Here is a 12,205-nt window from a genome sequence, read left to right as displayed (position 1 = left end):
ACCGCCTGCGCCGGCACCACCTGCGCCGGCACCACCTGCGCCGGCACCACCTGCGCCGGCACCGCCTGCGCCAGCACCGCCTCCGCCGGCACCGCCTGCGCCAGTACCGCCTGCGCCAGCACCGCCTGCGCCAGTACCGCCTGCGCCACCTGCACCTGCACCTGCACCGCTTCCGCCGTGACCGCCGGCACCGGCACTGCCAGCACCTGCAGCCGCACCGCCAGCACCCGCACCGCCAGCACCCGCACCGCCAGCACCCGCACCGGTACCGCCGGCACCTGCACCGGTACCGCCGGCACCGCCTGCGCCGGCACCTGTCGCGCCTGAACCTGCAGCCGTACCGCCTGCGCCGGCACCGACTCCGCCCCGACCACCTGCGCCCGAACCGCCTATACCTGCACCCAAACCACCTGCGCCTGCACCAGGACCGCCCGCGCCAGCATCCGAGCCACCTGTGCCCGAACCGCCCGCGTCGTCACCGCCTGCAAGCTGTTGCTGATCGAACTTCAGCAAAGGAGGATTCGGGGAAGGTGCGCTGGGTTGATCTAACGAAGCGGAAGGCACAGGTGGGTCGAATTCAGCACTGTCAATCGCAGTTCCCGGGCCAGGACGTGTCAATGATCTCCCTACGCCATCGGACGAAGACGCTCGTTCGGTTGACGGTATGGTTGGAGTGAGCACGGGTGCATGCGGCGCAATCGCTCTCGCGTGCGGCGCCGAATGGCGGCGATTCAGCGGCTCAGCATAGTTTGCTTGACCTCGTCCTCGTGTAACCGGCTGCGGCGCAGCCGAATCCGGAGTAGGTTGAGCGCGATGATCGGATGGCGCGGAAGGCACAGAAGGCAAAGGCACAGAAGGCACAGAAGGCACAGAAGGCACAGAAGGCACAGAAGGCACAGAAGGCACAGAAGGCACAGAAGGCACAGAAGGCACAGAAGGCACAGAAGGCACAGAAGGCACAGAAGGCACAGAAGGCGCAGGGAGCACGGGCTCAGCGTTGGCAACCGCGGCTGCGCGAGCGGGAGGCGACGACCGTAGCGCGATTTGACCGGACCAAGCCGTATGTTGCGCTCGCGACGCGGCTCGGATGATCCCGAGCACCTGGTCACCGCCGTACACGACGAGACCCATGAGCCCGACAGCCAATGCGCTCGCCGACGCAACCCAAAGCGCGAGGCGTTTGACCCGCGCAGACGGTGCGGCCCTGCTCTTTGCATCGGGGTAGCCTGCACCCGAATGCGAACGCTCGGCCTGGCCGAACAGTACAACGGGCTTCGGATCGCTTGGTCTGATCCTTGCGTTCACTACGTTCATATGCCGTCTCCTTGCGGAGTGCTCATCGGGACGAGCCGCGGGATCGCATCTGCGTGACCCTGACTCCGCCGAAGCACTGGGAAGCGGTGTACGAGGTTTCCATCCTAGGCCTGCGACGTATGGAAACGCTCGCCATTTTGATGGCCGATCTGGACGGATGGCTCCAGTCGCCGACCGCGTGCCTTTACGCGATGCTCCACAGTGGGCGACCACGGTGTCACGATGCAAGTCAGCATCGGCTGTGCCCGCTAGACCGAACGCAGATTGAATTGGGAGAACCGGGACACGACACTGCCTGCACGATGAGATGAAATCCGCCAAGTGAGGCGCGGATCGAACTACGCATCGCAACCTCAGCGCTGCTCATGCAGCGCGTCGCTTCAACGCGCGGGGCGCCAAGTCTCGAATGCGACCGGCTTCGTGTGCTTCGCGCGCATCACGTCGGTTTTGTCCGGCGTGCCGTTGAGCGGATCGGACGATGTGAAGATCTCGCTATCGAAGAGCCATGCGCGGTGCTGGGCGTCGTAGCGGAATGTGATGAAGTCGGTCCAGTGTGCGCCGCACGCGACGCCGTTCTGCACCGTAAAGTAGCGGCCCTTGACTGCGAGCCCGTCGTCGCCGTCGAACGGATCGCATTGGCCGCCGTCGTTGGCGCGCAGCACAACCGTATCGTTGCGCGCGGAGAGCCGGTAGCGATTGCTTGCCTGTTCCTCAAAGATCAGCAGTGGACGAGGCGAAGGGCTGTTTGCCGAGTCGTCGCGCCGATGAGCGACGACGAGCAAGCTTCGCCGGCCGCCTTCGATCAGCGGTCCTGTGCGGAACACCATCGGCTCGTAACCCGATGGCAACTGGGCAGCGACGCTTGCCGGCAGGTCGGCGGCGTGCAGCGTGGCGGACACAGCGAAGAGGGCGGCTGGCAGCAGAAAGCGTTTCATAGAGGGAGATGACTGGCGACGCAGCAACTGAAGGATGTCAGCATGCGCGCTCTGCGCTGTTCGAATGGTTAAGGGGGCTCATGGCGCTCAGCGGTGGTTGCGAGCGGACATGATTTTAAGCACGAACGCCACATAATGCATTCGTTGACGATTTCGGAGACTGAAGGCACACTCGTTACCCATGCAAGCCATCACATCATTTTCAATTTCGATTCGCCAGCATGCGCATGCCCACATGGGACTGCGTTGGGGGCGTGCATAGGCTAGACATTTTCAGCAACTTGCGCGAAAAAGCCCCGCCGGCAACGACGGGGCTTTTTCGTTAGCGCCCCTCAGTCGTCGGCTCACCCAGTGAGATAAACGTGAAAGATCCGATGAACATCGATTGGTCAACGATGCCGGCACCTATAGACGACGGTGGAGCAAGTCACCTAAAGGGGCTGCGCATGCCCAGCATCCGGTTGAACTCGACGGATGGAGACGCGGTCGACCTGAGTCGACTCGTCGGCCGCGCCGTTATTTACGCTTACCCCCGGAAAAAACGTCCGGACGAGCCGGTGCCCGATGGGTGGTTGTCGATCCCCGGCGCCCCGGGATGTACACCGCAGTCGTGTGCCTTTCGCGATCACGCGGCCGAAATGAAGGCAGCCGGCGCAACCTGTATCTTTGGACTCTCGACGCAAGATACGCCCGATCAAAGAGGGGTTGTCGAGCGTTTGCATCTGCCCTACCCACTACTGTCGGACGACCGTCTCCTGTTGACGAGGGCCCTTTCGCTGCCGACCTTCACCGCTATGGGCATGACACTGTTGAAGCGTTTGACGATGGTCATTAACGACGGCGTGATCGAGCATGTTTTTTATCCGGTGTTTCCGCCTCATCGCAACGCGGCTGAAGTGCTCGCGTGGCTGGAGATGAACAATAAATTTTCTGCAATGAAAGAGGACAATAAAATGCCCGACGCACCGAAGACCTTTTCGACGCCCCTCGATTTGTACAGAGCCATCTCACGCGTGTGGTCCGCGGACACGTCAAGTCCGACTAACGCCTGGTCACCATCGAATCCAGCGCAGAATCATTGCAGCATCACCGCGCTCGTTGTGCAGGACCATTTTGGTGGTGAAATTCTCTCGACGCGTACCTCGGGCGGCACTCACTTCTACAATCTGATCGACGGAAAAAAGTGGGATCTCACCGTGAGCCAGTTCCCCGAACCGGTGCCGTACGACGATACTCCTTCCACTCGCGAAGCGGCGCTGGCGGATACCTCGCCGGAAAAATATGCGTTGCTAACGTCGAGGCTGAAGGAAAACAGATAGTAAGGTCGTTTGCGTTCGGGCCGTGACGCGGGCAAGCATTACATCGGGCCGGTCTGCGATCATGATGAAGTTTGGGCGCTCGGCATTGCGAAAGGCGACGGTCGCTTTCGTGAAGTACCGACTAATCTGTTGCCAAACGTGAGTAAACAGCAAAGTCACTTGGCACGCCACGAACCATGCGGTACGAGCGGAGGAGGCCTTCGTACCGGAAATGGCAATCCTCGAGTACCCGCGCCGAACGGGAGTTCCCTTGCAACACCGTACCCTGAACGCGGACAAATCCATATTCCTCGAATGACCACGCAGCAACCCGCTCGCAGACAGCGCGAGCGATTCCTCGGCCCCTTCGACGGAGATAGGTCATACGCGATCTCGGCCGTCCGGTTGAGCTCGAAGACGGTGTGGAAACCGATCGTGCCGACCAACTCACCGCTAGCATCGCTGACGATTGAAAGACGACGCGCCGATACGGCAGAGGCGGATTCGAGTTCATCGAACAACGGCATAAGATCGTCGCCGGAACTCAGGTTCCAGCTCGTCGGCCCATAGACGTTCGGAAGTCTCAGGTACGCGTACCAATCATCGATGTCCGAGCGTTCGAGTTGTCGAAGCGATACGCCTGGGTACCCTGAATCGGGAGGATGATCGATTCTCACTTTATGGCTCCCTGAGTTCTACGTTCGCCTATTCTATTCGGCCGCGATCGATCGGCCCAGGGCAGAGCCACTTCGATTCACGCGCGATAGTGACACAGCGTCCCGATCATCTTGCAGACCGGACGTTCTTCAAGCTCCCTCAAGACCCTCTCCAGCTCGACTAGGGGATGCTTCATGCCCTGTGCGAGGAACGGCGTTTCCCACGTCTGCCTTTCGACGACTTCCGCGCGTACCTTGCGGCCCGACACGCGGGCAAATGACAAGGCCAGATCGTTGGGACTCGCCCGACGCGGACCTTCGAGCTCGACGACGCGCACACCGCGCCACGTCTGCTGAAGCAGTTCGGCCGCTACTCGCCCTATACCTCCACCTCGACTTCTCCATGGTTGCGGAAGTCGCGGCTCAGATCGATCGCGAAGGCGTCACGGAGCGCGTACAGGCGCCGCAGAGCATGATGTCGACGCCGATGGACGATGCCATGGATGCGTCCGTATTGCGCTTGCTCGAAGCGATGCACCGGCCGCTCGAAGCCGCCGTATTGGGCCACGGTCTGCTGCGCGAACTGTACTTCCGCGTGCTTACCGGAGCGCAGGGACGCTCGATGAGGGAGGCCCTTGCCATGCGCGGGCAGTTCGGCCGAATCGCCCGATCGCTGCGCCTTATCCACGCCTGCTATGCGCAGTCGCTGAACGTGACTCAGCTTGCTCAGGAAGCAGGTATGAGCGTCCCGAGCTTCCACAGCCACTTCAAGGCGATCACGCAGGTGTCGCCGATGCAGTACATCAAGTCGACGCGCCTTCATCAGGCCCGCCTGTTGATGGTGCGTCAGGACCTGAGCGCCGATGCCGCCAGTCACGCCGTGGGCTACACGAGTTCTTCGCAGTTCAGCCGGGAATTCAAGCGCCTTTTCGGGTTGACGCCTGCGGCAGAGGCCAGGCGCATGCGCGAAAGCTTCGCCGTGCCGGCGTTTGACGATGCGACGTATGTTTCGTCGCACTGAAGCTCACATGGCGCTCCTTTTCTGCAGCTATTCACGTTCGCGTAATCGATGCCCCACCGTCGACCAGTGATGCGGTGCCGGTCACGAAGGACGAATCGTCCGACGCAAGGTACAGCACCGAACGCGCCAGTTCCTCGGGTTTTGCGACTCGCTTGAGCGCATGCAGCCCGGTCACGAACGCCTGCGATTCGCTGCTGTCGTTCATGCCTCGATACATCTCCGTGTCCACGGCGCCCGGCAACACCGCGTTGACCCGCACACCCTGCGCGCCATACTCAGCCGCGAGCGCCTGCGTCAAACCGATCAGGCCGGCTTTGCTCGCCGCGTAGGCCGCAGTGCCGGGAAACGCGAACGAGTAGCCAACGAACGTCGATGTGAAAATGATGGATCCACCACCTTGCTTCAGCATTTCGGGAATCTGGTGCTTCGCCCCAAGGAAGGCACTGGTCAGATTGGTCGCGAGCGCGGCGTTCCAGCCGTCTTCGGAAATGCCGGCGCTCGGGCCCATTTCGCCGAGCGTACCGGCATTGTTGTAGGCAACGTCGAGGCGGCCGTACTTCTCTGCCGCCACAGCGACGAGTGCTTTGGCATAGTCTTCCGAACGCACATCGCCAGCGAGGGCGGTTGCCTCACCTCCCGCGGCTTCGATTTCTGTCACGAGCGCGGCTAATTCGTTCGAGCGGCGGGCGCCGACGACTACCTTGGCTCCCTCAGAGGCGAACAACTTAGCGGTGGCGCGGCCGATGCCCGAGCTCGCGCCGGTGACGAGCGCGACTTTGTTGGTCAAACGTCCCATGTTGGTTCTCCATTCAAAAGTAGGTGCAAGACTCGTCCGGGTAACGGGCTGTATAGGGGTGCAGCGGACCATCGCTGGCTACCCGTTGCAATGCGAGAAGTATGGGCTTGCGCAATCGGCCCGGGTAGATTTCAATTCCCACACCAGCATTTCGGAAAATCCGAACAATCATGAAGCTCGAGGGCATTGCTACCTTTGTGTCGGTGGTGGAGAGCGGCTCGCTGAGTGAGGCTGCACGTCGGCTGCGCGTGTCGAGGTCTGTAGTCAGCGAGCGGTTGGTGGAGTTGGAGAGGACACTGGGCACGAGTCTGCTGCAGCGGACGACCCGCAAGCTGACAGTGACCGAAGACGGCAAGGCCTTCCTTGCCAAGGCGATCCGCATCACGCGGGAGGTGGATGAGGCAATTGCCGATCTGGCCGAACGCAGAGGGTCCTTAAGAGGCCCGCTGCGTATTTCTGCGCCCGTGACCTTTGGCCGTATGCATCTGGGGCCGGCGCTTTACCCTTTCCTCGCTCGCCATCCTGAGATCCAGCTCACCTTGGACCTTGACGACCGACGGGTGGACGCGAGCGCGGACGGTTTCGATGCAGTCATCCGGCACGGCCCAATGCCCGATTCCTACCTCGTGGCCTGGCGGCTTGCCACCAGCAGGCGCGTACTGGTCGCGGCTCCGTCCTACGTCGCCCAACATGGCCTGCCGACGTCCCCGGCCGAACTGGAGGGGCATCGCGGCATTTTCTACATGAACCGGGGAGGGGCGGATTGGCGCTTCTTGCATCAAGGCCAGACCACAGTAGTACACGGTCGATCCGGCTTGATGCTGAATAACGGCGACATGATGCGTGATTCGGCGATTGCCGGTTTGGGTATCGCATTGCTGCCCATGTTCATCGTGGGCGATGCGCTCAAGTCCGGTGTCCTCATACCCATCGATATCGGCATCCAGGCCGAAACGGAGTTCATCTACATTGCACACTCAGATGGCCAGCATCCTTCAGTGAAGCTGCGTGCGCTGGCGGACTGGTTGCGCGATGCGTTCGGAAGCCCGCCATACTGGGATGTGAGCTGACGCATCCGGGATGCACGAGGCAAGGCGAAACCCATGCTGCAATGCGGCGCCGAAGCTCGTCGCGCCGGGACCTGGTTTGTAGATTGCTTGGACGTGGTCAGTCATTCCGGATGGAAACGTCATCCATCGGAGCCCCAGCGTCGCGCATCGCTCGCTGACGGATCACTGTTGCCTATAGAGGCGAACATGGACATCGACATGGACCCGTCGGACAAGCAGGATCCTGAAGTGACGTCGTGGCTGGAAAAGCTGGGCCCCGGACTGGTGACGGGCGCCGCGGACGACGACCCGAGCGGTATTGCGACCTATTCGCAGGCGGGAGCTCAGTTCGGCTTCAACATGCTGTGGGTCGCCTTCGTCACCTATCCGCTGATGGTGGCGATCCAAGTCATTAGCGCTCGCTTGGGCCGGGTAAGTGGTCATGGCCTCGCAACCAATATCAGGTGTCACTATCCTGCATGGCTGCTCTATGGATCGGTCCTTCTGCTCCTGGTCGCCAATACGATCAACATCGCCGCCGACCTTGGCGCGATGGGGGCGGCATTGAACCTCGTGGTCGGGGGGCCAACCCACGTGTACACCGTTGCGCTGGGCGTGCTGTCCGTCGTGCTGCAGGTCTTCGTTCCCTATCGCAGCTATGTTCGCGTCCTGAAGTGGCTCACGCTCGCCTTATTCGCTTACGTAGCCACGGTATTTGTCGTTGAAGTCCCCTGGCAGAACGTGTTGATGCGGACGCTGGCTCCCCAACTGTCATGGAAACGCGATTACCTCACCACGATAGTCGCGGTGCTCGGTACGACCATCAGCCCCTACCTGTTCTTCTGGCAGGCTTCGCAGGAGGTCGAAGAGATGCGGGGCCAAGCGGGCCAGCGTGCGCTCAAGCATGCGCCGCGGCAGGGCCCGGCCAGCTTGCGTCGCATCCGGATGGACACCTGGATCGGGATGGGGGTTTCGAATGTCGTCGCCTTTTTCATCATCCTGACGACCGCCGCCACCCTGCACGCACACGGCGTAACCGACATCCAGACGTCGGCGCAGGCCGCTCTCGCACTCAAGCCCATCGCAGGCCGGTTCGCGTTCACCCTTTTCAGTCTGGGAATCGTCGGTACCGGCTTGCTCGCCCTTCCGGTACTCGCTGGATCGGCCGCTTATGCAATGGCGGGCACGTTCAATTGGCGCAATAGCCTGGCCCTGAAACCCCGGTTGGCGAAACGCTTTTACGCCATCATCGTACTGTCGACCCTCGTCGGTCTCGCAATGGGCTTTACGCGGATCGATCCAGTCAAGGCGCTTTATTGGAGCGCCGTAATCAATGGCGTGGTGTCCGTGCCGATCATGGCACTGATCATGTTCATGGCGGTGAATCCGAAGGTCATGGGGAACTTCGTGATTCCGTTGCACCTGCGCGTTACAGGCTGGATTGCAACGATCGCCATGGCAGCGGCAGCGCTCGCCATGTTTTGGTTCATGGGCCGATAGAGACACAACGCCCGCCTACCGGAAAGCGTCATGGACGCTGACTTACCGTGACCGGGACGATTTTTTCCAGTTGATCCAGCAACAACTCCTTTTGCTGCTCCGGCAGCTTGACCAGGCTCGGATACATGTTGATCAATGCCATCCGTTGCGCAGGCGACTTGGAGGGCAACAGCATGAGCAACCCCGCTTTCTCACGGTCGGACAGCGACGACATATGCGGGAGCGCGCTAAGTTGTACAAAACTGGCAGACCCTACCGAAGGTACGGCAGCTTCGTCCTTCAGGGCCGAAGGTGCCGATTTCTCTTCCCCTGGCGACGCGCTTTGCACGGCCAGTGTGCTCGGTCCCGATGAAGCCTGCGGCGGAGCTGCCGTCGACGCCGGAGCCGAATCCGCACCCCCACCACCGCATCCCGTGAGCAGCAGACTGAACAACAGCATTCGCCCCGCATGCAAAAAATGGCGCGGTACATGTGGGACATGCCGTACGCGGCAATCAAGATGGATGTCTTGTCGCATGGCCCCGCATCCGATGATTCAGGAAAAGCCGGCGTGGCACCGTACGAAATGACGGTACCAGCCGCCGCCGATTGCAGACGTGCCAGCGGATGCCGGCACGCCCATCCGCCCCCGATGGTTCAGGACGCTTTCGGTAGCGTCGCATTGTCATGTATCAGTCCGAGTGCTGAAACCTGCGCCGAGTCGATCAGGGCCCTGTGAGGCTGAAATAAGGCCCGCTGAAGCCTGCGAAGGTGATCGTATACACGAAGTTCGCGAGAGTTGGGCCGGCTATCAACTGCTTAGTCCAGTTCCCGTTGGGGCAGGTGGCAGAGGCTAGTAACTCCTGGGTGGTCGGTGCCGTCACACTGAGCGGCTGCACGACTAGTTGCCCGTTCCTGGAAGGGGTCAGTTTTCCCGATGAAGTAGCGTCCGTGGTCTGCGTCTTCACATCGACGATCTGGCCGCCATGGTTAGTGCACTGCACGGTGCCTGAGTAGGTCGCTGACAGAATCGCTGTCGCATTGGTGTGGCCGACTCCCCCGATGGTGGCGCCGGTACAGCTGACGTCCTGCGTGGCTTGATCCACGGTGCATACCGGTTCAGCAGTTGCAAAATGTGCTCCGCTGGGCCCATTGGCGGGATTCGTTTCGGCCCAAGCCGCGGGAGCGACCAGCAGGGCAGCCAATGAAATCAATGCTAGGTGCTTCATGTTTATCTCCAAGAAAAGCATCGTCGTCTCTCGAGAAATGGCCGAGAAGCGCGGAAGAATGAAGTCCCGTTTTTTTAATAATAATAAAAATCTGGTCGGCGATTTATAGGCGGTATGACCAGAAAAGCGGCACGGCGAACCGACGAAAGTATTGTTGGATATTAGAACTCGAGCGCGCAGATTAATATCGTGCGTTGCCGGCTTATTGTTAGCGGGCACGAGTGAGGTGCTGCTGGAGGTAAATGTTGACGCGCACTGCAGTGAAGTGTTCTGGGGTAATGGTCTCCTTAATTAGGATTTCAGAGCGCTTTCAAGTCGCTCGGTGTAATATAGGTCAAGTGCGTTCTGGAAATTTACTTTTTTGAACGTTTTTGATTTTTCCGATAACGGCGATGTTATGGCGAGCATTGCTGTCCTTGTTTATCTAAAATCAACAGTTCTTCCCGTCGTCCATTCCGTTCGTCCGAAAGCAGTCGTTGGTTGACCTGCTACGCATCGGGCGGCACCCCCAACAACTGCAACACCCCACCCGCAATCGACGCAAACACCGGCGCAGCCACCGCCCCGCCGTAATAGGCTCCGCGCGAAGGTTCGTCGATCATGACCGCGACGACAACTCGCGGTGCGTGAATGGGTGCCAGCCCCACGAAGAGCGAACGATATTTGCCCTTCGCATACGAAGTCCCCATATGCTTCCACGCGGTGCCGGTCTTGCCGCCGACCCGATAGCCGTCGACACGTGCGGTGCGTGCGGCCGCTTCGAGCATCTCGCGAATGGCAGCCGCGCTGGCCGATGTCGTCACGCGACGTTTTTCCGCGGCGCCGAATGCGGCTCCCGTGCCGTCGTCCTCGGCGACGACCAGCCGCGCCGGCTGCAACATGCCATCGCCGGCAAACGCCGTATAGGCTTGCGCGATCTGTAATAGGGAAGTGGACAGACCATACCCGTAGCCCATCGTCGCCTGCTCGACGGGCCGCCAGCGCTGCCACGGCCGCAGCTTGCCCGCAGCCACCCCAGGAAAAGGCAGCGGCGGTTGGTAGCCGATGCCATAGTCGCGGTACATGGTCCATATGCGCTCGGCCGGCAGGTTCAGCGCGAGCTTCGCCAGCGCGATGTTGCTCGACTTGGAGACCGCTTGCGCCACGGTGATGGTTCCATGATTCGACGTATCGTGAATCGTGTTCGGCCCGATCGTGTAATAGCCGGGCGCGGTATGAACGAGCGTGTCCGGCTGCGCGAGCCCCGTATCCATCGCGAGCGCGACGACGAGCGGCTTCACAGTGGAGCCGGGCTCGAACGTATCGGTCAACGCGCGATTGCGCAGCGCTGAACCCACGCGGTGCATCCGGCGGTTCGGGTCGAAGCTCGGGGCGTTGGCCAGTGCGAGAATTTCACCGCTTTGCGCATCGAGCACCACGGCGCTGCCGGCTTGCGCATTGTGCTTGGTCAGTGCGGCTTTCAGCTGGGTGTAGGCGAGCTGCTGAATGCGGCGGTCGATGGTGAGGCGAACCGTGCCGCCGTTGCGCGGTTTCACAGGTGTACCGAGTTCGGAAACGATGCGCCCGAGACGGTCGCGGATGACGTCGCGCGAGCCGGTTTCGCCGGCAAGCATGGCATCGGCCGCTAGCTCGATGCCTTCCTGCCCTGCATCGTCGACATCCGTGAACCCGACGACGTGCGCGACGGATTCGCCTTCCGGGTAAAACCGTTTCGATGCGCTGACACGTGTCACGCCGGGGATGGCGAGTTCGTCGATTTCCTGTGCGGTCGTCGCGTCGACGTGACGCTTGAGCAGCACGTAAGCGCGCTCCGTCGAAAGCCGGCGCTCGAGTTCGGCGGCAGCAATGCCGAGTGCCCGAGCCAGCTTTGCTCGATCGGGGCTGCCCAGGCGCCGCGGCTCGACCCAGATTTCGTAGGTCGTCAGGCTCACGGCGAGCAGGGCGCCATGACGGTCGACGATCGGGCCGCGCATGCCTGCCGACTCGACGGTGATGCGATGACGCTTCTCGCCTTGAGCGACGTGAAATTCGTGCTCGACGATCTGTACCCACAGCGCCCGCCCCGCGAGCGTGGCGAAGCCCATCGTCAACAGCGCGACGACCACCGACGAGCGCCATGCCGGCAGACGCGGGACGAGTACGGCGCTTCTCTCCATCGATACATACGGGACGTGACGTTTGCGGAGCAGGGGCATCGGGGAAATGGCAGGCGATGAGCAAGACGGGCGAAATCGTCACAGACAAATACGGAGCGAGGCAGCACCAAGGCATTGCCAGCTCCCCAACCGCCAAGCATTGTAGGCTAAACGTAAGGTATTGGGGCAACGCCGCATGCAACTGGGCACGCGCGGACGGCGAAAACGACGCCCTGTGAGAACCCGAAGGGCAGCGGCGAACGAGCGATTCGAGCTCGCCAATGAAAAAGGCC

Annotated in this window: 10 protein-coding genes and 3 pseudogenes; 5 read left to right on the top strand and 8 right to left on the bottom strand. The window is 61.3% G+C overall.

From position 1 onward, the window contains the following. Positions 1–356, bottom strand: a 356-nt coding sequence (locus GWC77_RS04190) for a hypothetical protein (protein WP_217283161.1), incomplete at its 3' end; no start/stop codon positions are given. A 465-nt stretch (positions 357–821) separates the two neighbouring features. Here GWC77_RS04190 and GWC77_RS04185 point away from each other — a divergent pair. Then, positions 822–1,091 carry a hypothetical protein gene (locus tag GWC77_RS04185; protein WP_173255598.1) on the top strand — a complete coding sequence of 90 codons (270 nt, stop codon included), beginning with the start codon at positions 822–824 and terminating at the stop codon, positions 1,089–1,091. A 603-nt stretch (positions 1,092–1,694) separates the two neighbouring features. Here the strand turns inward: GWC77_RS04185 and GWC77_RS04180 are convergent. Next, positions 1,695–2,249 (bottom strand): hypothetical protein, encoded by a 555-nt coding sequence (locus tag GWC77_RS04180; protein ID WP_173255597.1) that lies wholly within the window; start codon positions 2,247–2,249, stop codon positions 1,695–1,697. Positions 2,250–2,611: 362 nt separating this feature from the next. Between GWC77_RS04180 and GWC77_RS29495 the strand changes: the two genes are divergently transcribed. Further along, a complete protein-coding gene (locus GWC77_RS29495) occupies positions 2,612–3,568 on the top strand; it encodes a peroxiredoxin (protein WP_367948991.1) in 957 nt (318 codons plus the stop codon). 121 nt (positions 3,569–3,689) lie between these two features. Here GWC77_RS29495 and GWC77_RS04165 read toward each other — a convergent pair. Together GWC77_RS04165 and GWC77_RS04160 are read right to left on the bottom strand one after the other, a co-directional pair. After that, positions 3,690–4,224 (bottom strand): annotated as a pseudogene (locus tag GWC77_RS04165) (GNAT family N-acetyltransferase). A 77-nt stretch (positions 4,225–4,301) separates the two neighbouring features. Further along, positions 4,302–4,586 (bottom strand): annotated as a pseudogene (locus GWC77_RS04160) (hypothetical protein); the annotation flags it as partial. Here GWC77_RS04160 and GWC77_RS04155 point away from each other — a divergent pair. Beyond that, positions 4,568–5,224 (top strand): annotated as a pseudogene (locus tag GWC77_RS04155) (helix-turn-helix domain-containing protein); the annotation flags it as partial. The pseudogenes GWC77_RS04160 and GWC77_RS04155 overlap by 19 nt on opposite strands. Positions 5,225–5,255: 31 nt before the next feature. Here GWC77_RS04155 and GWC77_RS04150 read toward each other — a convergent pair. Further along, entirely contained in the window at positions 5,256–6,020 is a 765-nt protein-coding gene (locus GWC77_RS04150) for an SDR family oxidoreductase (RefSeq protein ID WP_173255596.1), read from the bottom strand. A gap of 170 nt (positions 6,021–6,190) precedes the next feature. On the opposite strand from GWC77_RS04150, the gene GWC77_RS04145 reads away from it, so the two are divergent. Both GWC77_RS04145 and GWC77_RS04140 read left to right on the top strand, forming a co-directional pair. Next, positions 6,191–7,090 (top strand): LysR family transcriptional regulator, encoded by a 900-nt coding sequence (locus GWC77_RS04145; RefSeq protein WP_217283160.1) that lies wholly within the window; start codon positions 6,191–6,193, stop codon positions 7,088–7,090. A 186-nt stretch (positions 7,091–7,276) separates the two neighbouring features. Next, a complete protein-coding gene (locus GWC77_RS04140) occupies positions 7,277–8,569 on the top strand; it encodes an NRAMP family divalent metal transporter (RefSeq protein ID WP_254366795.1) in 1,293 nt (430 codons plus the stop codon). A gap of 28 nt (positions 8,570–8,597) precedes the next feature. Here the strand turns inward: GWC77_RS04140 and GWC77_RS04135 are convergent, their stop codons facing one another. The 3 genes from GWC77_RS04135 to GWC77_RS04125 all read right to left on the bottom strand — a co-directional run bounded on the left by GWC77_RS04135 (position 8,598) and on the right by GWC77_RS04125 (position 11,933). Beyond that, on the bottom strand, positions 8,598–8,783 hold the full coding sequence (locus tag GWC77_RS04135) for a hypothetical protein (protein WP_173255595.1): 186 nt from the start codon (positions 8,781–8,783) through the stop codon (positions 8,598–8,600). Between the two features lie 490 nt (positions 8,784–9,273). After that, the gene (locus GWC77_RS04130; protein WP_254366794.1) at positions 9,274–9,996 is read right to left on the bottom strand and encodes a hypothetical protein; all 723 of its coding nucleotides are present in this window, start codon (positions 9,994–9,996) and stop codon (positions 9,274–9,276) included. 269 nt (positions 9,997–10,265) lie between these two features. Beyond that, complete coding sequence (locus tag GWC77_RS04125) at positions 10,266–11,933, bottom strand: penicillin-binding protein 2 (protein ID WP_254366793.1); 1,668 nt, start codon at positions 11,931–11,933, stop codon at positions 10,266–10,268. Positions 11,934–12,205: the final 272 nt, after the last annotated feature.

It is taken from the genome of Paraburkholderia sp. NMBU_R16 (genome assembly GCF_013282575.1).
Lineage (GTDB): Bacteria > Pseudomonadota > Gammaproteobacteria > Burkholderiales > Burkholderiaceae > Trinickia.
The sequence above is the reverse complement of the archived record's forward strand: the minus strand, read 5'-3'. Positions and strand labels throughout refer to the sequence as shown.

What these genes read in the sequence shown, in the direction of transcription:
- GWC77_RS04125 (WP_254366793.1), bottom strand. Translation starts at nt 11,933, where the DNA reads ATGGAGAGAAGCGCCGTACTCGTCCCGCGTCTGCCGGCATGGCGCTCG.
- GWC77_RS04150 (WP_173255596.1), bottom strand. Translation starts at nt 6,020, where the DNA reads ATGGGACGTTTGACCAACAAAGTCGCGCTCGTCACCGGCGCGAGCTCG.
- GWC77_RS04185 (WP_173255598.1), top strand. Translation starts at nt 822, where the DNA reads ATGGCGCGGAAGGCACAGAAGGCAAAGGCACAGAAGGCACAGAAGGCA.
- GWC77_RS04180 (WP_173255597.1), bottom strand. Translation starts at nt 2,249, where the DNA reads ATGAAACGCTTTCTGCTGCCAGCCGCCCTCTTCGCTGTGTCCGCCACG.
- GWC77_RS04145 (WP_217283160.1), top strand. Translation starts at nt 6,191, where the DNA reads ATGAAGCTCGAGGGCATTGCTACCTTTGTGTCGGTGGTGGAGAGCGGC.
- GWC77_RS04140 (WP_254366795.1), top strand. Translation starts at nt 7,277, where the DNA reads ATGGACATCGACATGGACCCGTCGGACAAGCAGGATCCTGAAGTGACG.
- GWC77_RS04135 (WP_173255595.1), bottom strand. Translation starts at nt 8,783, where the DNA reads ATGTCGTCGCTGTCCGACCGTGAGAAAGCGGGGTTGCTCATGCTGTTG.